We start from the raw sequence: 21,738 nt of genomic DNA, 5'->3' as shown, positions 1-21,738 counted from the left end.
TCATATTTGATCATAATTGGGCCTAATCTCCTAAAGTTTAATAGAAATAATTTCCACTGCATAGTATGATGAAATCTGGTAAAAACCAACAATAAGGAGCTCGATTTATGAAAACGGGGAAAAAATGTCTAGTAATATTTCTGTTAGTGCTTTTGGTATTTAATCTGCTCGGGGTGATTATGCCTCAAGCCAGTGCAGAGCCAACAGCATCCTCTGTGGAGCTCTCACTCCCCGCTGACTTAACGGACTGGATTATGGATGAAGAGGCAGGCTATATCTACGCCGTCTCAAGCAGTGAGAATAATCTCTATTTTATCCGGCTCAGTGATTTTAAAATTGAGAAGACGTTAAATGTAGGATCAAGGCCTTCGTATCTGGCCAAGGACGGACAATTTTTACAGATTGCCCTTTCCGGAGCGACTATGATTAAGACAGTAGACCTTTCTGCTCAACAGGTTACGGGTACTATTATTACAACCGGGATTCCCAGTTCAGTCGCTGCCAGCTCTAAATACCTGTATTATGACACTGATAATGGGATTTATAAGTATGACAAGGCTAGCGGGAAATCTGCTATATTAACCAGTGAATTCTCTTATTATGCGGAGGCTCTGGCCATTGATGAGTCCGCGAATGTGCTATACGCGGGCCGGATTTCCTCATATGGCGGATTAACAGCTATGGACGCAGAGACAGGAGCTATCCTTAGTCAGGATGCTTATGACAATATGGAAATAGGCGGGCCCTCGTTAGCGCTTAAGCATATTTTTTTAGATGAACAATCGGTTTATTTTGGCGGACATCAATTTAATAAACATAATGTTCTTGAAGCCACTGGAAGCTATCCGAGGTCAGCCAATAGTTACGATCATCTTGAATCGGTTGTTTTGTATATAACAGACTCCTACGTTGTTACAATTCAGGGGATTTACGATAAGCATTCTTACACGCAACTGCTTCCGTTTGCCAATGAACCTAAGTTTGCCTTGCTTGATTCCAAAGGCCGAGCTTATCTTGTCGGAACAGCGAATAGTTATTATGAGGACAAAATAATTACCAGAGTAGATCTTTCGATCCCTCCTAAAAAGTCAGCCCTTTTTACAACAGGTGCTAATTTACTTAAGAGTGATTATGCCATTACAGACTGGATTACGAACGACAGCTCGGCTTATATTTATGCCATTCTTGCAGAAACCAATGAGCTGGCTGTTATCAGCAAAGCGGACCTGAGTGTGTTAAAGAAAATGTTCATCGGCTCCAAACCGAGACAAATCAAATTATTTGATAACAAGCTCTATGTAATCTTCGAAGGCGAAAATCATATTAATGTTGTCAATCTGCACGACGGTATTCCGCAGGAAACGGATATTGCCAAGGTTACGACCAGACATTATCCGATAAATGTATTCCCTGATTATAATAACCGGATTATTTATAGCGGAAGTTCATTCAGTCCCGGTATAAGTGTTACTTCAGCAGTATACACCTCTGTCTCGGATGCTGTATACGAAGTTGAGACCAATATTAGTTCCACGTATAGCAGCTTTGCGTTCGATCCGGATCGGGAAATTATCTATAGAATGGGTTTTATGGGCTTCGAAAAGTTCAACAGCCAGAGTTTTGATTTGCTTGAAAGCTATGGACAGTTCGGTTCATATTATCCGTTGCTGATGGATGGTAACAGTTTTTATTACGGATACTCCAGATATGACCTGGATAAACCTTCTATTATTTATGGAACTTATCAGGATGATATTATTTATGCGCGCGGTAGCCTGGTATTCAGCAAAACTAAAGTTTACGACAGAGACAGTTTTTCACAAACATATGATTTGTTTATGACTATCAACAAAGCTTATGTAGGGAATGACCAGGCTATTTTCTTATCTACAGACAGTAAATTATATAAGTATGACAGTCTTGAAGAAATGCAGAATGTAAGAAGTGCTTCACTGATGCCCTCGAATGGAGAGTTTGTAGATGATGATATGGCTGCCGGACGGATTGGCGGATTCTTGTCCTTCAAACCGGCTGCCAGCGATGAAGATATTCTAGCGTATTCGATTTATTTTGTAGACAGCACTGGAAAAAAACTTCAATCATCTTGGGCGCTTAAAGAGAGAGAATTATCAACCGATTCATTATTTATCTACGATATATCTTTCAGTGATGTGCCTAAAGGGACAGTAGGCTTAGGGGTGTTCCCGGTTCTTAAAGGCGACGGTCTTTTTGTTAGCGAACGTGTGCTGGATATGTATCTCCTCGTACCGTTCTATGATGCACCCGGCTATCTCCCGTCAGATATAGTGCTGACAGACAGTGATCCGGCAATTAATGTATTTAAAGGCACAGTGAAGTGGACTGCAGGAGCAGAAGAACTGCCTGGCGCACGATATTCTTTGTACTTTGTTGATGCGGAAGGCCCCATAGGAGAAGCTTTAGCCGTAGTAAGCAGCGGACAGAAAAATTATAGCCTTACCCTCGATATAGCCGTACCTGATGAAGCGCTGGGAATCGGTGTTTTTACGGAGAATGACAGCTTTGTTTCCCCGTTCTACAGTAAGGCGGCATTTCTGGAAAAAGTAACGCCGGATATTGCGGCATCGTCCATCAGTGTGTATAAATACTGGATTCAATCGGATAAGGTTGTCGTGAATAACCTGATGCCGGGAGATATTATCCGTGTGTACGATGAAAAGCAGTACCGTTACTATGGTTATGGAATCGTTGCTCCAAATAGTTCAACTATTACCGTTCCTGTTGGAAATATCGGCAATCCTGGAGATAAGATTGTAATTACCCGTCAGACCGTTAATAGATTTGAGAGTATGGGTACTCTGGTTACTGTGCCGGCTATTATTGACGACAGAGCAGGAACCGTACCCGGAAACGGCGGCGGCCCTGGAAACGTAGGGGGCCCTGGAAACGTGGGCGGCCCCGGAAATGTCGGTGCAACCGGCGGTTCTGGCGCTGCGCCTGCGGTAGATGCCAAGCTCGTGACTACAATGCAAGAGAATACAGACGGCACCCGTTCTTCACTGACGGAAATCTCTTCTGCTTATATTTCAAAGATTCTGACTGATGCTGAATTCAAAAAGAATCCGGTCATTACTGTCAAGGCTGATGAAACCGCAGTAACGCAGCATGCCCAGTTCCGGATTGGTTCAAGTGTGCTGGATAGTATTAATAGCAGTGCAAAAGATGCTGTGCTGATCCTGGAATCTGCGTCAGGCAAGCTTCAGCTGCCGGTCAATTCTTTGTCTTCCAGTAGTAAGACAGAAGGAGAGATTGTAATCACAATTGCCCAGGCGGCAAATGATTATAAGGTTAAGCTGGATAACCAGTTAAAGGGATCTTCCGCTGTAGTGCTGGGTAACCCCGTGGACTACGAGGTTAAGCTGACAGGCAGCGGTACGGATCAGATCCTGTCCGCATTCTCCGCTTATGTAAGCCATGGTATCAGCTTTAAGGTTGCCCAGGATACAAATGCTGTTTACAGCGGATTAACCTATGATCCGGTCACACAGGCCTTTGTTCCGGTGCCTACCACGTGGGAATGGAAGGATGGGGTTCTGCAGGTAACCATGAAGCGCAAAGGGAACTCTGTATATACTGTTGTTCAGAATCAGGTGCAATTTAAAGATTTAAGCAGCAGCAGTCCTTATAAAAACAGTATTTTGGCTCTGGCGAACCGCAATGTGATTAACGGCTACGGAGATGGCAGCTTCAAGGCGGAGGCAGTTGTCACACGTGCTGAATTTGCCGCAATGCTTAACCGCGCTTTGGGTATTCTGCCGAAGCAGCAGGCATCCAAAAGCTTCAAGGACGTCCAGTCCGGCGCCTGGTATGCTGTGCAAGTAAATGCTGCTGTTGATGCAGGACTGATTAACGGCTTCACGGACGGTACATTCCGTCCAAATCAGGAAATCAGCCATCAGGAGATGGTTGTTATGCTGGTCAATGCTTTACAATATAGCGGAACAAGCGTTAAGGGAAAAGCTGCTCAAGCAGCGTATCCTGCTAATCTGCCTGAATGGGTGAAGCCATACTATGTGCTCGCACAGGACAGCGGAATACTGCAGGCGGACAGCCCGTTCCAGTTCCAGACAGGCAAGAAAACAGAGCGTCAGGAGAGTGCAGTCCTGCTGTATCAGCTGATGAAGGTACTGAAGCTCACCAACGAATAATGAACAAGCCGAGGATGTTGATAGCAGTTACAGCATCTGAGGCATGAAGCGGTTAAAGAGTACCTTTAGGGGTGCTCTTTTTCTGTATTCCGGCCTGGCTAAGTGTTTTTTTCGGGTGAGAGGGTAAAAGAAGGGTATAGTAAAAAGGTGTACAACATTTCGCTGCTATAGTTAAACCAGTCCAGCCAAGGAGGTAATACAAAGTGAACCAGCATATTCCCGAAAAGGTTTTGAATGACGGTCTGAAAATACCCGCTATAGGCTTTGGTACGGCCTTTCTGAAAGGCGCAGATGGAGTGAAGGCAATGACCGGAGCCATTGAGGCCGGTTACCGGCTGATTGACTCGGCATTTAATTATGAGAATGAAGGGGCGGTCGGACAAGCTGTCCGTAAGAGCGGATTGCAGAGAGAAGAGCTGCGGATTACTTCGAAGCTTCCGGGACGGCACCATGCCTATAAGGAGGCACTTGAGACGATTGAGGAATCCTTATATAGAGCAGGCCTGGATTATTACGATCTGTACCTGATCCACTGGCCTAATCCGAAGACGGATAAGTATGTGGAGGCCTGGCAGGCGATGATCGAGGCGAAGAAGCGCGGGCATGTCCGTTCGATCGGGGTCTGCAATTTCCTGCCGGAGCATAACGAGCGTATTATAAAAGAAACCGGCGTAGCGCCGAGCATCAATCAGGTGGAGCTGCATCCGCTGTTCAATCAGGAGCTGCAGCGTGCAAAGGATGCCGGGCACGGTATAATAACGGAGTCCTGGAGCCCGCTTGGACGCGGCCACAGCATGCTGAAGAATGAACAGATTGCAGCCATTGCGGCTGCCCATGGCAAAACACCAACCCAGGCGATTCTGCGCTGGCATATCCAGCTGGGTGCGGTTCCGATCCCGCGGACCGGCTCGGCAGAGCATCAGAAGGAGAACCTTGAGATTTTTGATTTTGAGCTGTCAGAGCCTGAGATGAGCATCATCTCAGGCATGAGCAAACCGGACGGGCGGCTCTGGGAGCAGAACCCGGCCGAGTACGAAGAGATGTAAATCAGCTTCATAACAGAAAAAAGAGCACCCTGCGGGGTGCTTTTGTAGGTCATATACAATATGCTGCGAAACCCGGCTGAACCCGATGCAGAAAGAGCTGTAGCCGAACAAGAGTGCCGTCCCTGATGAACGGGGAAGGCACTCTTTACTGTAGTTCACGCGGCTTCGGGCTCCTCATCCGGCGCGGGGCTTTCTGCTGCCGGACAGCCTGTACCGGCCGGACTGCCGGAATACCGGTCATCTCCGGCAGGTGCTTCCAGTAGCGCTTCGGCATCATGGAGGCGCGCTGCCGGTCGTTCCGGCGCTGCTTGATGCCAATGGCATGATAAAAGCCCTGCCACAAGCTGCGGTAGGCAGCTTCGGTCTCATCCGGCTGCGGCGGTACCCATTCATCAAGCGGTACAATGGCGTGCCGGCCCGGCTGATGGATCAGCGCTACCCTGTGGGTGCGGTCGTAGATCATAAAGCTCTCACTCTGAAATCTGTCGCAGAAATGGTCCTCAATAACGGGCAGAATGTAGCTCTGCGGTTCTATGACCGCAGCCATGACAGGGCCGTATACGCTGAACCGGACGAAGCCAAGATAGTGATGGCCCTCGCGGCGGAGCAGCCGGACTGCCTTGTTCAGGGCGCAGACCGTATCATCAGCCAGCATGTTCATGACCGCACTGCCGTGGGTGAAGCCCAGATAAAGAAAATTCAGCAGCAGCATCTCTTTGTCCGCTGCAGCAGACCAGAAGCCGAGGCGGACCAGCTCCTGCGCTTCACGGGATATCTTCAGCGGAATGGAGCGCAGCACCCGGTCTGCCTTAATGCTGTCGGTCTCAATCCATTTGGATTCCAGCAGCAGTCCTTGTCCGCTGCCTTCTGAATGGATGGCCAGCGGGGTTTCCTTCCACTGGTAGCTCTCGAACACACAGCACAGCAGCCCTTCAAAGCTGCCGTCATAGGAATAAGCCAGGGTAGTCGTCTTAAACATGGCGTTTAGCCTCCGTAGCTGAAGGATGCGGCCCGCCCTGCTTCCGGCAGCGCGGCCAGATAGCTGTCGTCGAAGAAGGAGAGCTGCTCGATCTCCGGCTGCTGGAACTTGGCCAGCTCCTGCCCGGACATCAGCGAGCGGAGCAGCGTGTGCTCGCCAACCTTAAGTCCTTCCAGCGGCCGGCCTTTGCAGGTGATGAAGAACTGGGCGCGCTTGAGCACAACCCCGAGCTTCTTCAGCGCATGGAAATCGAGCGTTCCGGCCCGTCGGGCCTTGATAATCCGCTGGGCGCTTCTTACGCCGATGCCGGGTACGCGCAGCAGCATCTCATACGGAGCGCGGTTGACCTCCACCGGGAACTGCTCCCGGTGATTGATCGCCCAGCTGCATTTCGGATCGAGCAGCGGGTTGAAGTTGGGCGCGGCCTCGTCGAGCAGCTCCTTGGCCTCGAAGCCGTAGAAGCGCAGCAGCCAGTCCGCCTGATACAGCCGGTGCTCGCGCAGCAGCGGCGGCTTGGTATCCAGCGAAGGCAGCAGGGAGTCTTCAACTACCGGGGTATAGGCGGAATAGAAGATCCGCTTGAGCTTGTATTTCTTATACAGCCCCTCTGTAAGGTTCAGAATCTGGTAATCGGTATCCGGCGTGGCGCCGATGATCATCTGGGTGCTCTGGCCCGCAGGTGCGAAGCGCGGTGCATGTCTATATTTAACGAGCTCCGTACTGTTCTCGGTAATCTTGTTCTTAATCAGGTTCATCGGCTGCAGGATGGACTGCTTGCTCTTGTCCGGAGCCAGCCGGTGCAGGCTCTCCTGGGAGGGCAGCTCAATGTTGACGCTCATGCGGTCAGCGAGCATGCCCAGCCGGGACAGCAGGGCGTCATCTGCACCGGGAATGGCTTTTACATGAATGTAGCCGCGGAACTTATACTCATTGCGCAGCAGCTCAAGCGCGGCAATCAGCTGCTCGGTCGTATAGTCGGAGCTGCGCATAATACCGGAGCTGAGGAACAGCCCCTCTATATAATTGCGGCGGTAGAACTGCATGGTAATATCGGCGATCTCCTGCGGAGTAAAGGCAGCCCGCCGGATAGGGTTAGACTTACGGTTAATGCAATAGGCGCAGTCATAAATGCAGCCGTTGGTCATCAGTACCTTAAGCAGCGAAATGCAGCGTCCATCCGCGGCAAAGCTGTGGCAGATTCCAAAGCTGACCGCATTTCCGAGGCTTCCGGCCTGGCCGGAGCGCTTGGAGCCGCTTGAGGTGCAGGCGACATCATACTTGGCCGATTCCGTCAAAATTTCTAGCTTCTCCATCATATCCATCGGTACACACTCCTCCTGAAGAAAGTATATACCGAACAAATGTTCCTGTCAAAATCCAAATAATGACTCGCAAAAAGCCTGCGGCACAATTCTAACGGACTGAGCTGCCGTTATTTCCGGAATAACGGGGTTAATTATGCACATAAGAAGAGTCTAAAATGTAACCGCATTCCTGCTTATGCTATAATAGCAACTAACAGAGAGAAAATGAGCTTGATTACATTTAGAATGGGAGTGTTGCGGGAATGAGGAAATATAATATTTGGCGGCCGATTATGCTGATTCTGGTTGTCTTCGTGACGAGATCACTGGTAACTACAGTCTGCCTGTTGTTCGGCATGACAGAGGAGTCGGCTGGCAGCATTGCGATGATTGCGATGATTATTGCTGCGCTGATTATGTACAACCGGATGATGAAGGCGACCAGGCGCAAATAAAACGGTTTTATTAAGAATTATCAGCAAGCAAACCTCTCCTTTGAATAGGCTGGCAACAGTCTGGCCGGCTTCCGGATTATCTAAGAGGGGTTTCTTTTTTGTATGTTTGTCCGGGTAATCCTAAAAAGCGCCCCAAGCAGCCGTCTTACGGCTTACTTGCGGGCGTCTTTGTGCGGTTAACAGCGATACGGGATTATTGGTACCTGGAGTAGAGCAGCCAGATGAGCTCCCGGCGGCTGCTGACCCCGGCTTTGGCGAAGATCGACTTCAGATGATCCTGCACCGTGTAGGCGGAAATATGCAGAAGCTGCGCGAGCTCTTTGGTTGACCGCCCCATGGACAGCTGGCTGATAATCTCCTTCTCGCGGTCCGTGAAGCCGTAGGCTTCAGTAATCAGGGGCTGCAGATCAGCTGCCTTGGCTGCCGTAATGGATACGGCCAGCTGGACCAGACCGGACGGGCCTTCCAGTCTGCTGGCTGTGACGTTCATGAAGCGGCCATCCAGAGCGCGGAAGCGCAGCATTGCCGCCGAAGAGTTGCCGTTGGCGGGCTGCACTTCGTGCGGCAGTCCGTTAACGGCAGGCTGCTCCCCATCCGGCATACCCTCGGCTGGAATACCCCCGCCTGGCGAACTCCCGCCGAGCGCCCTAAGGCAGACCGCTCTGACCGGACCGGGCAGGCCGGGCTTCGGCTGCTGTTCCATCTGCTGCAGCTGCTCCAGCCAGTAGCGTCCTCCCGTATTAAGGCTTACCGGCTCCAGCCGGTCATCCAGGATAATAATTCCCTCCTCCGGCTGGACACCGGAGTCATTCTGAGAGGCCGGGCTTAGTGCCATAGCCTTCAGACGGCCGGCAATCAGCGGCGCGATGCTGCTGATTAGTTGCAGCTCCTCGGGCTGAAAGGGCTTATTCCCCTCTCTGCGGAACAGAATCAGGAAGCCCCAGCAGGCGCCTCCTGCCGTTAGCGCAGCCCGGAGCTCGTCTGCGAATCCCGCAGGCTGCAGCACCCCGCGGTAACGCCGGCTCAGCTCCGGCCGTCCGGCTGTGGCTTCCCGTAATGACCGCACAGGCGCGGCAGACCGGGCCAGCTCAGTGAACTTGTTATAGTCATCCTGCAAATATTCATTGTCGAGAAGAGAGCCGTGAATGGACTCCAGCCCCTGCTCGGTAACAGCGCCTGTAGTCAGTAAGGTGGACGGATCGACGGTTGTGCAGCAGGCGGCATCGAAGCCGAGAGCTGTTCTGATCCGCGTCAGCATAATTTCCCGGTACATAAGCGAAGACAGCTTCTGCTCCTGATCCAGCCCCTGCAGAAGTTTCGTTACTGCGGCAAATGCCTCTTTCATAGTCCGTTCCTTTCGTTGTATGTGAATGATTGTTACTGATCGACGCTATAAATCCCATAGATGTGGGATGGTCTGACACACCGGCAGTCCGGATAATAAAGAATAGTTCTAATTATAGCTGATCGGAGCAGATCATCAAACGGAGGAGATTCTATGAAGGACGGCAAGAACGGAACTGTTAATCCATGGGAGCAGGCGGACCCGGACCGGTACACGCGTAATATCAGCCGCAAAATACCCGGCTACCAGCTGCAGTATGAGCTGATAGATAAGCTGCTTACAGCCCTGCTGGATAAGCAGGAGCGTCCTGAACTGCTGGTCGTCGGCGCGGGCGGCGGCCAGGAGATCATTACACTGGGCGCAAGCCATCCGGACTGGCGGTTCTGCGGCCTGGATACGTCCGCCGGCATGCTGGAGGCTGCCGGCCAGCGGATTGCTGCGGCCGGACTTACAGACCGGGTGCACCTGCATCATGCGGACCTCTGCTCCTGGAGCAGCGGCGGGCAATATGATGCGGCAACCTGTATGCTGGTGCTGCATTTTGTACAGGGACGGGAGAGTAAGCTCGCTCTTCTGAAGGCTATTGCCGCCCGCCTGAAGCCCGGTGCCCCATTGTTTATCTCAGCCATTAATGGCGACCCTGCTTCACAGGCCTGGCAGCTGCAGATGGCCGGCTGGAAGGTGCATATGCTGCAGGGGGGTGTAGAGCTGAGCGACTGGGAGCAGTTCGCGGCTTCCTTCGGAGTGACTTCCCATCCGCTTCCGGCAGCGGAAATGGAGCTGCTGCTGAAGCAAGCCGGATTCACGCAGCTATCCGGCTTCTTCGGCTCTTTTCTAATTAATGGATGGACAGCAGTCAGGCAGCCCTGAGGTTCAGGGAGAATCTTGCATAGTATGGAGAAGCGGATTAATTACACATACGGGTATAAGGAGCACAACGGGATGAGGACAGAGATTGTTGTAATCGGCGGGTACGGCCATGTAGGAGGCCAGATCTGCACGCTGCTGAGTGAAAGATTTCCGGGAGCGGTCTATGCAGCGGGCCGCAATGCCGCGCGTGCGGAGCAGTTCAGCCAAAGCACCGGAGGACGGGTGAAGCCCATGCGGATCGATGCGGCTGAGGCCTTCCCTGCACAGCGGCTGCGTAAGGTGAAGCTTATCGTGATGTGTCTGGACCAGCAGGATACCTCCTTTGCTGAGGCCTGCCTCCGGGAGGGGATTCATTACATTGATATTACCGCAAATATTGAATTTTTCCGGCAAATGGCGCAGCTTAACCCGGGCAGCAGCTATACTGCTGCTGCAGTTATGAGCGTCGGGCTGGCGCCCGGGCTGACGAACTTGCTGGCGGGCGAAGCCGTCCGTTCCATGGATGAGGTGACGCAGCTGGATATCGGCATTCTGCTGGGGCTCGGTGACAGCCACGGACAGGCAGCCATTGAATGGACGGTGGACAATCTGTCAGCACAGTTTGAGGTGATGCAGAAAGGCCGGAACACCAGGGTGGACAGCTATACGGACGGCCTGCTGACGGATTGGGGCGCGGATCTCGGCCGCCGCAGGGCTTACCGCTTCCCGTTCGCGGACCAGCAGACATTGGCCCGGACCCTGGGTATCCCGACTGTCTCAACCAGGCTTTGCTTTGATTCAAGAGCCGCCACGGCAGGCATTGCGCTGCTGCAGAAGCTCGGGGCACTCCGGTTGCTGAAGGGCAGGCGGCTGCGGAAGCTCGCTATAGCCTCATTCGGGCGCGTCCGCTGGGGTACAGAGCGTTATGCTGTCAAGATAGAGGCCGCCGGCTTGAAGGACGGAGCTGCGGCCCGCTCCGAATATGTTATTCAGGGACTGAAGGAAGCGGAAATTACCGCCCGCGTGGCTGCTGTTGTGGCCGCAGCGATCTATCAGGAGGGGCATAACAAGCCGGGGATTCATCATCTGGAGCAGCTCTTCCGGCTGAGCCTTGCGCCGGACCACCTCTCGCTTCAGCTGCTGGACCAGGAGCCTGAAGCCGGCAGTTCCGGCATCATTAGCGGGATCAGCAGCTGGAGCAGGCTTACTTAAACAGGGCTGCTGGCAGACAGCTGACGCAGCTCTACTCTTATTTATTCCGGCCGTGCTCATGTTTGGCCGGACAAGACTGCGGTATAATTATTTATCTGCCTTTCGGGTCCTGCAGGACTGGAAAGGCTGTTTTTTTTTGCAGAAAACGTTATTAAATTAGCTCAAACCTTTGATTCTTGTAAGGGTATTCTTTATAGTAGGGTTAGAGTCTGCCAGAGATATAGATATGATAAACGGGAGGAAGCACACTTGAGCACAGATAAGATTGGCGTTCCATTAGAGGGCTTTGCTGAATTCAGCAGAATAGTGGCTGCAGAAGGTGCAGTTTTGCTGAAAAATGAAGGAAATGTACTGCCGCTCCGTGAAAACGAAACCGCTTCAGTTTTTGGCAGAACCCAGGTGAATTACTACCGCAGCGGTACGGGTTCCGGCGGCAGCGTGAATGTGGCATATACAACTAATCTGCTGGACGGGCTGCGCAGCAAACAGAATATTAAGGTCAATGAAGAGCTGGCGGCTATATATGAAGAGTGGATTCAGCAGAATCCGTTCGACAACGGCGGAGGCGGCTGGGCAGCTGAGCCTTGGCATCAGAAGGAGATGCCGCTGACCGATGAGCTGGTGAAGCAGGCCAGAAGCCGGTCAGACAAGGCTATCGTTGTTATCGGGCGCACAGCCGGAGAAGATCAGGACAATGCCGATGCGGCGGGAAGCTACCAGCTGACCGCAGATGAGAAGACGATGCTGAAGCAGGTTACAGCCACCTTTGAGCAGACGGTTGTTGTGCTGAACGTATCGAATATTATTGATATGAGCTGGCTGAACGACCAGAGCCATGTCAACCCGGTTGCCGGTGTGCTCTACTCCTGGCAGGGCGGAATGGAAGGCGGTAATGCGATTGCCGATGTGCTGGTTGGAGAGGTTACGCCTAGCGGCAAACTGACTGATACCATTGCTTATTCCATTGATGATTATCCGTCGACAGTCAACTATGGTAATGAGTTTAAGAATATATACCAGGAAGATATCTATGTGGGCTACCGGTATTTCGAGACGTTTTGTCCGGACAAGGTCCAGTTTGAATTCGGCTACGGGCTGTCCTATACCACGTTTAGTGTAGAGCCGGGTGAAGCTAGGCTGTTTACCAAGGACGAGAAGACCTATGCATGGATTGACGTAACCGTAACCAATACAGGCAGTACCTATGCCGGAAAAGAAGTTGTACAGGCTTACTACGAAGCGCCGCAGGGCAAGCTGGGCCAGCCGGTTAAAGCGCTGGCAGCCTTCGCAAAGACCGGAGTGCTGTATCCGGGTGAATCGGAGACCATTGCACTGGGCTTCGAGCTGCAGACTATGGCTTCTTATGATGACGCCGGTGTAACAGGGCATCCATCCGCTTATGTGCTGGAAGCAGGAACGTACCGTCTATATGCGGGAACCAGCGTGAGGAACGCTCAGGCGATCGCTTTTGAAGGACAAGAAGGCTATATCGTGGAAGCGCTCGAAGTAGTGGAGCAGCTGCAGGAGGCGCTGGCACCTTCAGAGAGCTTCACCAGAATCGTGCCGGGCACCCGCCGGGCAGACGGTTCGTATGAACTGACTTACGTTGAAGCGCCGAAGCGGAAGATTGATCTGGCCGGGCGGATAGAGCAGAACCTGCCGCAAAGTCTGGAGCAGACCGGCGACCGGGGCTATAAGCTGCGCGATGTGCAGGAGGGCAAGGTCAGCCTGGCGGCGTTCATTGCCCAGCTCAGTGATGAGGATCTGGCGGCACTGGTTAGAGGGGAAGGGATGAGCAGCCCGCTTGTTACGCCGGGAACGGCTTCGGCCTTTGGCGGGGTAACGGATTCACTGTACAGCTACGGTATTCCGGTAGCTTGTACGTCAGACGGCCCGTCCGGCATCCGGATGGACAGCGGACAGAAGGCGACCCAGGTCGCCATCGGAACACTGCTTGCGGCAACCTGGAATGCGGATCTGGTAGAAGAGCTGTATGTAATGGAAGGTCAGGAGCTGCTGCGTAACAACATTGACACGCTGCTGGGTCCAGGCCTCAACATCCGCCGCAGTCCGCTGAATGGGCGCAACTTCGAGTATTTCTCTGAAGATCCGCTGGTCTCCGGCGTGTTCGCCGCAGCCTGCACACGCGGGATACGCAAGGGCGGATCGAGTGCGACGCTGAAGCATTTTGCCTGCAATAACCAGGAAAAATACCGCAGCAAGGTTGATGCGGTTGTATCAGAGCGCGCTCTGCGCGAGATATACCTGAAGGGCTTTGAGATTGCGGTCAAGGAGGGCGGGGCGAACTCGATTATGACCTCCTATAACCCGGTCAACGGACATTGGGCAGCCTCCAATTATGACCTGAACACAACAATTCTCCGCGGCGAGTGGGGCTTCAGGGGCATCGTGATGACCGACTGGTGGGCGGTGATGAACGATTGTGCGGAGGGCGGGCCGGCAGACCGCAAGCTGACCAACTGGATGGTCCGTGCCCAGAATGACCTGTATATGGTTGTCAGCAACTTCGGTGCGGAAACTAATGCTTACGGAGACAATACTATCGAAGCGCTGGCGAACGGCACGCTGACCCGCGGAGAGCTGCAGCGCAGCGCGGTTAACATTCTGGAGTTCATCCTGCAGGCGCCGGTCTCTTCCAGGGAGCAGGTCATTGAAGAGGCAGTGGAATCCTTTACCGCCAATCCGTCGCTGGCAGCAGAACAGGCGCAGGCCTTGTCCGCACAAGGACAGGTCACACTGGCTGGAGAAGCCAAGGTAGTGCTGAACGTAGAGCAGGCCGGAGTGTACCGGCTGTTCGCCCGCGTGAAGTCTCCGGATACCGAGCTGGCGCAGAGCGCCTGCAATCTGAACCTGAACGGACGGACCGTTACAACCGTCCAGACCAACGGGACCGAAGGCCGCCTGATTCAGCTGAAGCTGGTTAAGGCGCAGCTGGAAGCAGGGCTCTATGAGCTGACGCTTGAGCACGTGAAGCCGGGAATGCAGGTGGAATCAGTCGAATTTAAACAGGTGTAGGATAAGGCCGCAGCGCCTTCTCAGGCATAATAGCAGCAGGCACTCGGGCGGAAGCCGAGTGCCTGCTGCTATTTTTGGTTAATATAGAAGTAAGCAACTATCCGGCTCCCGGTTCCGTCTTAGATATACAGCTGCTTAGAATCTGGCAACCTGACTACAACTTAAAGGGAGATGAATGCAACATGAAAAAAGCAATCCTTCTAACAACAATAATGTGCAGCCTTGCTCTGGCCGGCTGCGGTAATAACGCACAGCAGAATACCAATTCGGCCGGCTCTGAACCGGCTGCACAGGAGACAGCTGCGCCGGCAGCAACGGCTCCGGTAACTGCTGCACCGGAAGAAACGGCAGCTGCGGCAACGACAGCCCCGGCGGCTACACCTGCCGCTGAACAGACGCCTGCGGCTTCCTCTGTTAAACAAAAATATCTGGATAAGCTGGATGCTGTGGAAGCGGGGCTCAGCGATCTGAAGGAGCAATATGATTCCGGAGTAACGGCCTCCATGACCGAGGCTGCCACTAAGGAATACGAGCGTTGGGATAAGGCTTTGAATGAGGTTTACACTGCGCTCAAGAGCGTGCTCTCCGAGAGTGAAATGGACGGCCTCAAGGAGAAGCAGCTGGAATGGATCACCTACCGGGATAAAACAGCGGAGGAAGCAGCAGCTAAATATGAAGGCGGCACGATGCAGCCGCTGGAATATGTGGCTGTGCTGGCAAGCACCACGAAGGACAGAAGCTATGAGCTGGTCAATACGTACATGAAGTAAGACTGCTGCTCATTCAGAAAAAGACACCTTGAGGGTGTCTTTTTTTTGAGATATAAGCATTCAAAAATTTCGCGCGATAAATGATTCTTCTGCTTGTGTTGTCCGGTTATCGTTCATTTGGTTATTGCTGCAGCATTTGCAGAAGCTCCGGCAGCTGGCGGGCGGCCGGAAGTAAGCAGTGCTGTGCCCCAGGCCAGCTTGACGGCAATATCCGCATAAACGAGGGTGTGAAAGGACAGCTCCGGCCAGACCATTCCAGCCATATATCCTAGCGAGAACACAGGCATGGAGATCAGCTGCGTTCCGCTTAAGGGAACAGGGATTTCTTATAGAAAAGAGAAGCGCAGGTGTGCGCCTCTCCTTTCTGGGGTTGTGTCCGCCTGCGGCGGTTATTCCTTATTCATTAAGCCCTGCAGACCGGTCATAAACGGCCGGATCTGCTTAATCATGCCGTAGCCCATCTTCATAACCGGCATCGCCCTGCGGACCATGCCGAAGAAGCGCAAGCCCCCGCCCAGCAGTCCGCCCATTCCGCCGCCCATCAGCCCGCCGAGTCCTGCAGCTCCGCCGCCTGCTCCGCCCAGACCGCCCAGCAGCGGCCCGAGCAGCGGCATAAATGCGGATACCTCCGCCTGCCTGGTACGGGCAGTGGAGGCTCTTCCCGCTTTTTTGCGGGCGCGCGGTGCGACGGAGAGGACCACCGCTTCTTTTTCATAACCGGTTATCCATCCCACATACGTCCGTCCGTCATGCAGCGTAATGCAGACCCTGCGGCCCTTTAACTGCTTGGCCTGCCTGCGCACCTTTGCCGAATTTCCCATCAAGGATCACCTCGCCTTCCTGTTTACTACTATAGTACACAGGGATTTGGATACGGCTTGTGCGGATGTGTATACGCCTGCAAGCTTTTTTGCAGGGAGTCGGCTATGCGGTATATCATCGTCAGCAAATAACAGTTGAGAAATGGGCGCAGGATAGAGTAGTATAGCATTATAGTACTTATTTATATGAATTGATTTATATTAATATTAAATAAAAGGTTGGGAGAATCCGCAATGACAAATTTTCGTGATCAGCTTATTGCCCATTATAAGTTCGATAACACAGCAAATGCCGGTAAAGACAGCTCAGGACATGAACGGGAAGGCACGGCTTCCGGCAAAAGTGTACCAGTGGTATGCGAGGTGGCGGGAAGGACTGCTGCCAGCTTCGCGGGCGGGCCAAGCGGTACTTCCTATATTCAGCTGCCTGCGGGCCTGCTTACAGATGTAAGCGACAACAACGGCCTGACGGTATCTGCCTGGGTGAATTTCAGCAAGGGGACGAATGTATGGGAGCGCATCTTTGATTTTGGCAAAAGCGAAGCCGGGCCGTATCTGTTCCTGACCCGGGGCTTACGCGGTACGCTTACGGCCGGAGGCGACCTGTCGGCTGATCCGGGGAGAGGCTTTGCGAACGGGGAGTGGATTCATTTTGCCCTGTCCATTACCGGAACACAGGGCGGAACGCTGAGCAGCGCCGGTCCGGTGGTCTATGTGAACGGTGAGGTGGCGGCCGACGGCTCCATCAGCCAGACGGCAAGCGGCAATTACGCCCAGCTGCGTAAATGGTTTGCTACCTTTACCGATCCGGATAACTACAGCAGGAACTATATCGGACGTTCGCAGTATACGGTGGATTCTGATTTTGCCGGGGCGTTGTCCGATCTGCGGATCTACGCAGCCGGCCTGTCGGCGGATGAAGTCATTGAGGTGATGTGCGAGTCGCTGACGGATGACGAGATCGTGCAGCTGGCAGCAGACAAATATTTATCACTGCCGACTGCCATTGTTACGCAGGATCTGTCCTTGCCGGCAGCGCTGATGGGCGGAAACGTAGAGGTGGCCTGGACCTCGGACAAGCCTGAGGTTCTGTCTGAACAGGGCGCAATCCGGCAGCTGGACAGCGCTGAAGCGGTAACGCTAACGGCGGTGCTGAGCAAAGGCACTGTATCCGCCCGCAAAAGCTTTGAGCTCTCCGTGCTGCCGGAGCATCTGCCCCCGTACACGCTGACGATCCACGGTGACCGTGAGGTGCTGGATGTCAGTGAGGTGATGTACGGATTATTTTATGAGGATATCAACAATGCGGCTGACGGAGGCATTTATGCAGAGCTGGTGCAGAACCGTTCGTTTGAGTCTTTTGCTTTTGATACATACTCACAGGTCTCCGGCGAATGCGGCTGCTCAACCGGAAGGAACCGTGAGCCGCTGTTCGCCTGGTCTGGAGATACGGACAAAATGGCACCACAGCAGCAGGGCGGCTTAAATGAATTTTTTGGCCTTACCGATCAGGATGTGAACGCCACATATGTGACAGTAGCTGACGGAGCGGTCATCCGTAACCGCGGCTTTGCCGACTCGAACGGGTATTGTGCCATGGCGGTTAAGCAGGGCGGAAGGTACGATTTTACCGTCTGGGCCAAGTCGGAGGCTGGCGGGACGATTGTGCTGCAGCTGCAGGATGCCGAGGGAAGGCCGGTCAGTGATGAGGTTAGTGTAACGGTGGAAGGCGGGAGCACCTGGAAGAAGTATGGAGTCCGGCCGGAAGTTGTGCTGACAGGAACAGCTACTGTATTAGCTCAGCTGGAGCTGGTCTTCAGCGGTCAGATTTCCATTGATATGGTCTCGCTAATGCCGCGTGAGGTATGGGGGGCCGGGAAAGAAGAACGCTCGCAGACGGCTCATGCCAATTACTTGGGTAACCCTAACTACCGGCTGAGAAAAGACCTCGTGAACGCGCTCGCGGACATGCATCCCAAATTCCTGCGCTTTCCGGGCGGCTGTATTTCCGAGGGCTCCTTCATCTGGGATAATGTCTATGACTGGAAAGATTCCGTCGGCAGCGTGGAGCTGCGTAAGGAGAATTTTAACGTCTGGGGCTACATGATGACTATGGGCCTTGGCTATATGGAATATTTTCAGCTGGCTGAGGATCTGAATGCGGTTCCGCTTCCGGTTATGGCTTGCGGTGTGCTCTGTCAGGCCCGGTCAGACTACGCCCATCCGGCCGGCGGGGAGCTGCGTGACTATTATATTAAGAACTTTACCGATCTGATCGACTTTGCGCTCAGCATGGATTTTGAGCAGAACGAATGGGCTGAAATGCGGAGAACGATGGGGCATGAGGCACCGTTTGACCTGCGTTATCTGGGCGTCGGGAATGAGAACTGGGGCACGGAGTTTTTTGCTAACTTTGAGGTGTTCAAGGCGGCTATTGATGCGTATATGGAGCAGCATTATCCGGGCTATGAGCTGCATATTATTTCGACAGTCGGCGCCCAGGCGGACGATGATGCCTATCAGCAGGGATGGAAATTCCTCAGCGGCAATCTGCACGGCACGGCGGAGGTGGCTTTTGCCGACGGCCATAATGTTATCGAAGAAACGGTGACCTGGTACCGGAATCAGCCGGACTACATGGATACCATTGCGGATGAGCATTACTACCGTTCCAATGAATATCTGCTTAAGAACGCGGACCGTTACAACTATTACTACCGGGCGTATCAGGCGGACGGCAGCATAGACTGGACAGCAACCTCTAAGGTATTCGTTGGGGAATATGCTTCCACGGATAAAAACACCCTGGCCGGCGCTGTTGCCGAAGCCGCAGTAATGACCGGATTCGAGAATAATGCTGACGTTGTGCGGCTGGCCGCCTACGCCCCGCTGTTCAACAAAGTGCTGACCGACGGAACCTACCGCTGGACCCCGGACTGTATCTGGTTTGACGATGAGACCGTCTGGTTCACGCCGAACTATTATGTGCAGCAGCTGTACGCCAGATATCTGGGCACTAAGGTGCTTGCGACCTCTTTCTCTGCGTATGCGAAGGGCAAACCGTCTTCACTCATTCCGCATGGCGGGATCGAGCTTGCTGCGGGCAGCGCGGATATTCTGGTAAAAGAGGCCAAGGTAACCTCGAATAAGGACGGAAGGGTGCTGCTGGAGCAGGACTTCACCGGGGAGCTTCATCCCGGCTGGCAGATTATCCCCGGTTCGGCGGAGCATGTAGTGCCGGGCGGCGAAGGTCTGCTGCTGAAGGGGCAGAGCAGCGGCCGCAGCGGGCTCTATTTCCTGGATGACAGCTGGACAGATTATACTGTAGAGGTTAAGGCATCCCGGAGACAAGGTGAAGACGGCTTCTATGTCGGTGTGGGTTTAACAGATATTGCTGCGGAGACAAAGAATGTTCTGGAGTATGCTGTCGGCTACGGCGGAAACGCTACGGGTCTTAAGGTGTTCAAGCAGGGCGTAGAGGCGTACACGCTTGGCGATTACTCCTCCAGCACGGCAGCTGGAAATTTGCGGGCGGCATGCTATGAAGAGATTGAGAACAACACAGACTACACGATTACAGTGAACTACGGCGGCGCGGACGGCAGCAGGCTGAGCTGTTCGTACACAGACGGGCAGACAGGCAGCAGAGTGCTGGATTACAAGCTGGAGGCCTACAACAGCGAGGTGTTCAACTCGGTAACTAAAGATGCGGAGCATGTGTATGTGAAGCTGGTCAACCCGGATGCCGTGGCAAAAGCGACCGCACTGCAGCTGCAGAATCTGAACGTAAAAGCAGCGGCGAAGCTGATTACCCTGACCGGCGATGCCGCGCTGGTTCATGTACCTAATGTGAATCAGAAGAATAATGAGCGGATCGTGCCTCAGGAGCGGCAGCTCACCATAGACGGCAATCCGGTGGTCCTGAAGCTGCCGGCGAACTCGGTCAGTGTGCTGGTGCTGGATCTGGAAATATAGCCGGTTAAGGGCAGGCTGATTGTTGTAATGATTGTGCAGCAGCCCAACTGATGGCGGCGGCGTACAGAGCCTAACTGCAACTCAAGTCAAATCTGCGTAATCTGCCTTTGCTATGCTTCATAGTGAAAGGAGAGAGGCACCGATGTACGAATGGAACGAAATGGTCCAGCTGATGATTGACTGGATCGACAGGGATCTTACGGACGCGCCTACGCTGCTGCGGATGTCGGAGCAGCTTGGCTATTCGCCGTATTACTGCACCAGGCAGTTTCACACGCTGACCGGAATGACGGTGCGGGACTATATCCGGCTGCGGCGGATCAGCCGTGCCGCCCTGGAGCTCCGCGATACGGATGACCGCATTCTGGATATAGCCGTAAAGTACGGATTTTCTTCGCAGGAGGCGTTCTCACGGGCGTTTATGAAGGCTTTTAAGCTGACGCCCGGAGCGTATCGTACAGCCCGCAGCCCCATTCCGCTCGCCATTCGTGCCGAGGTCTTCTCTCCTTATCACTATCTGATGAAGGAGCGTAACAAGATGAGAGAGGTTCATCTGCAGCCGGCGGAGATTAAGCTTGAGTTCATACCGGCCCATAAGTTTATCGGCATCCGTGATCCGGGTTCAATCAATTACGGAGGTTTCTGGAAGAACGGGCATGATTGTGATGAGGTGTCGGGCACACTGGAGAGCATGTCACACCATACGCTGGAGGGGCAGCTTGGACAGACCGCCGGCTGGTTCTACGAGAACGGGCAAAAGGGCTATCTGTACGGAATCCCGGTACCGGCTGACTATACCGGTGAGATCCCGGAGGGAATGGAGTGCCGGGAGATTCCGGCTTCGGAGTATCTGGTCTTTTTCCACCCGCCGTTTGATTATCTGCAGGATAACGGTGCAGTCATGCGCACGGTCGAGGAGGTAGCCTGGAACTATGATCCGAAGCAGATGGGTTACGTCTGGGATGAGGAAGAGAAGCAGGATTACCAGCGCCATTTTCCGGAGGGCTACGGCTATGCCGTGCTGCGGCCGGTGAAGAAGCTTGGGCTGGAGTGAAATGGGTTGAATAGATAGAAGCCGCCCTTTGGGCGGCTTTTGCTATTGGTGCGGGGGAGGAAGAGCTTTGATTCTGCCTAAGGCGGTCTGGCGGCTGAAAGGAAGGTCAAAAGTGCCTCTGATCCCGCCGAAAGTGGCCTGGCGGGCGGAATGAAAGGCAAAAGTGCCTCTGATTCCGCCTTAAGTGGGCTGGCGGGCGGAATGAAAGGCACAAATGCCTCTGATTCCGCCGAAAGTGGGCTGGCGGGCGGAATGAAAGGCAAAAATGCCTCTGATCCCGCCGAAAGTGGACCGGCGGGCGGAATGAAGGTCAAAAGTACCTCTGATCCCGCCGAAAGTGGCCTGGCGGGCGGAATGAAAGGCACAAATGCCTCTGATTCCGCCGAAAGTGGGCTGGCGGGCGGAATGAAAGGCACAAATGCCTCTGATTCCGCCGAAAGTGGGCTGGCGGGCGGAATGAAAGGCACAAATGCCTCTGATCCCGCCGAAAGTGGGCTGACGGGCAGAATGAAGAGCACAAATGCCACTAATTCCGCCGAAAGTGGCCTGGCGGGCGGAATGAAGAACACAAATGCCTCTGATTTCGCCAAATGTAGGCTGGCGGGCGGAATGAAGAGCAAAAATGCCTTTGATTCCGCCAAAAGTGGATCGGCGGGCGGAATGAAGAGCACAAATGCCTCTGATTCCGCCGAAAGTGGACCGGCG

The 21,738-nt window shown here is 53.5% G+C and carries 15 protein-coding genes; 10 read left to right on the top strand and 5 right to left on the bottom strand.

Translation table 11 applies throughout. The features are described 5' to 3' along the window. Positions 1–107 precede the first annotated feature (107 nt). Positions 108–4,187, top strand: a complete 4,080-nt coding sequence (locus BN3772_RS24065; protein ID WP_042202855.1) for an S-layer homology domain-containing protein — start codon at positions 108–110, stop codon at positions 4,185–4,187. Positions 4,188–4,390: 203 nt separating this feature from the next. Next, a complete protein-coding gene (locus tag BN3772_RS24060) occupies positions 4,391–5,233 on the top strand; it encodes an aldo/keto reductase (RefSeq protein ID WP_042202852.1) in 843 nt (280 codons plus the stop codon). A 145-nt stretch (positions 5,234–5,378) separates the two neighbouring features. On the opposite strand, the gene BN3772_RS24055 is transcribed toward BN3772_RS24060, so the two are convergent. Both BN3772_RS24055 and BN3772_RS24050 read right to left on the bottom strand, forming a co-directional pair. Further along, the gene (locus BN3772_RS24055; protein WP_042202850.1) at positions 5,379–6,212 is read right to left on the bottom strand and encodes a TIGR03915 family putative DNA repair protein; all 834 of its coding nucleotides are present in this window, start codon (positions 6,210–6,212) and stop codon (positions 5,379–5,381) included. A gap of 5 nt (positions 6,213–6,217) precedes the next feature. Beyond that, on the bottom strand, positions 6,218–7,534 hold the full coding sequence (locus BN3772_RS24050; RefSeq protein ID WP_042202849.1) for a putative DNA modification/repair radical SAM protein: 1,317 nt from the start codon (positions 7,532–7,534) through the stop codon (positions 6,218–6,220). A 245-nt stretch (positions 7,535–7,779) separates the two neighbouring features. Between BN3772_RS24050 and BN3772_RS24045 the strand changes: the two genes are divergently transcribed. Next, positions 7,780–7,971, top strand: a complete 192-nt coding sequence (locus BN3772_RS24045; RefSeq protein ID WP_042172067.1) for a hypothetical protein — start codon at positions 7,780–7,782, stop codon at positions 7,969–7,971. 193 nt (positions 7,972–8,164) lie between these two features. Here BN3772_RS24045 and BN3772_RS24040 read toward each other — a convergent pair whose 3' ends face one another. Beyond that, the gene (locus BN3772_RS24040) at positions 8,165–9,316 is read right to left on the bottom strand and encodes a helix-turn-helix transcriptional regulator (RefSeq protein ID WP_042202847.1); all 1,152 of its coding nucleotides are present in this window, start codon (positions 9,314–9,316) and stop codon (positions 8,165–8,167) included. A gap of 153 nt (positions 9,317–9,469) precedes the next feature. Here BN3772_RS24040 and BN3772_RS24035 point away from each other — a divergent pair, with 153 nt between their 5' ends. The 4 genes from BN3772_RS24035 (at position 9,470) to BN3772_RS24020 (ending at position 15,183) form a co-directional block, all read left to right on the top strand. Next, positions 9,470–10,186 (top strand): class I SAM-dependent methyltransferase, encoded by a 717-nt coding sequence (locus tag BN3772_RS24035; RefSeq protein WP_042202845.1) that lies wholly within the window; start codon positions 9,470–9,472, stop codon positions 10,184–10,186. Between the two features lie 72 nt (positions 10,187–10,258). Further along, a complete protein-coding gene (locus BN3772_RS24030) occupies positions 10,259–11,377 on the top strand; it encodes a saccharopine dehydrogenase family protein (protein WP_042202896.1) in 1,119 nt (372 codons plus the stop codon). Positions 11,378–11,626: 249 nt separating this feature from the next. After that, entirely contained in the window at positions 11,627–14,413 is a 2,787-nt protein-coding gene (locus tag BN3772_RS24025) for a glycoside hydrolase family 3 protein (RefSeq protein WP_042202843.1), read from the top strand. Between the two features lie 182 nt (positions 14,414–14,595). Continuing rightward, positions 14,596–15,183, top strand: coding sequence for a lysozyme inhibitor LprI family protein (locus BN3772_RS24020; protein ID WP_052380670.1), 588 nt, complete (start codon positions 14,596–14,598; stop codon positions 15,181–15,183). Positions 15,184–15,296: 113 nt separating this feature from the next. Here the strand turns inward: BN3772_RS24020 and BN3772_RS30745 are convergent, their stop codons facing one another. Beyond that, positions 15,297–15,437 carry a hypothetical protein gene (locus tag BN3772_RS30745; protein ID WP_157643641.1) on the bottom strand — a complete coding sequence of 47 codons (141 nt, stop codon included), beginning with the start codon at positions 15,435–15,437 and terminating at the stop codon, positions 15,297–15,299. 135 nt (positions 15,438–15,572) lie between these two features. Then, a complete protein-coding gene (locus BN3772_RS24015) occupies positions 15,573–16,004 on the bottom strand; it encodes a hypothetical protein (RefSeq protein WP_042202840.1) in 432 nt (143 codons plus the stop codon). A 234-nt stretch (positions 16,005–16,238) separates the two neighbouring features. On the opposite strand from BN3772_RS24015, the gene BN3772_RS24010 reads away from it, so the two are divergent. The 3 genes from BN3772_RS24010 to BN3772_RS24000 all read left to right on the top strand — a co-directional run. After that, entirely contained in the window at positions 16,239–19,979 is a 3,741-nt protein-coding gene (locus BN3772_RS24010) for an alpha-L-arabinofuranosidase C-terminal domain-containing protein (RefSeq protein WP_042202839.1), read from the top strand. A 142-nt stretch (positions 19,980–20,121) separates the two neighbouring features. Beyond that, the gene (locus BN3772_RS24005; RefSeq protein ID WP_042202837.1) at positions 20,122–21,033 is read left to right on the top strand and encodes an AraC family transcriptional regulator; all 912 of its coding nucleotides are present in this window, start codon (positions 20,122–20,124) and stop codon (positions 21,031–21,033) included. 150 nt (positions 21,034–21,183) lie between these two features. Next, the coding region (locus tag BN3772_RS24000; RefSeq protein ID WP_042202836.1) for a hypothetical protein at positions 21,184–21,738 on the top strand (555 nt) is incomplete at its 3' end.

Origin of the sequence: Paenibacillus camerounensis (assembly GCF_000723885.1) — a bacterium.
GTDB lineage: Bacteria > Bacillota > Bacilli > Paenibacillales > Paenibacillaceae > Paenibacillus_AQ > Paenibacillus_AQ camerounensis.
This window is presented reverse-complemented; position numbering and strand designations above follow the sequence as displayed.

Bases quoted from the DNA above. Each gene is read 5' to 3' on its own strand.
- BN3772_RS24020 (WP_052380670.1), top strand. From the start codon at position 14,596: ATGAAAAAAGCAATCCTTCTAACAACAATAATGTGCAGCCTTGCTCTG.
- BN3772_RS24015 (WP_042202840.1), bottom strand. From the start codon at position 16,004: ATGGGAAATTCGGCAAAGGTGCGCAGGCAGGCCAAGCAGTTAAAGGGC.
- BN3772_RS24065 (WP_042202855.1), top strand. From the start codon at position 108: ATGAAAACGGGGAAAAAATGTCTAGTAATATTTCTGTTAGTGCTTTTG.
- BN3772_RS24045 (WP_042172067.1), top strand. From the start codon at position 7,780: ATGAGGAAATATAATATTTGGCGGCCGATTATGCTGATTCTGGTTGTC.
- BN3772_RS24005 (WP_042202837.1), top strand. From the start codon at position 20,122: ATGTACGAATGGAACGAAATGGTCCAGCTGATGATTGACTGGATCGAC.
- BN3772_RS24010 (WP_042202839.1), top strand. From the start codon at position 16,239: ATGACAAATTTTCGTGATCAGCTTATTGCCCATTATAAGTTCGATAAC.
- BN3772_RS24055 (WP_042202850.1), bottom strand. From the start codon at position 6,212: ATGTTTAAGACGACTACCCTGGCTTATTCCTATGACGGCAGCTTTGAA.
- BN3772_RS24035 (WP_042202845.1), top strand. From the start codon at position 9,470: ATGAAGGACGGCAAGAACGGAACTGTTAATCCATGGGAGCAGGCGGAC.
- BN3772_RS30745 (WP_157643641.1), bottom strand. From the start codon at position 15,437: ATGGTCTGGCCGGAGCTGTCCTTTCACACCCTCGTTTATGCGGATATT.
- BN3772_RS24050 (WP_042202849.1), bottom strand. From the start codon at position 7,534: ATGGATATGATGGAGAAGCTAGAAATTTTGACGGAATCGGCCAAGTAT.
- BN3772_RS24030 (WP_042202896.1), top strand. From the start codon at position 10,259: ATGAGGACAGAGATTGTTGTAATCGGCGGGTACGGCCATGTAGGAGGC.
- BN3772_RS24040 (WP_042202847.1), bottom strand. From the start codon at position 9,316: ATGAAAGAGGCATTTGCCGCAGTAACGAAACTTCTGCAGGGGCTGGAT.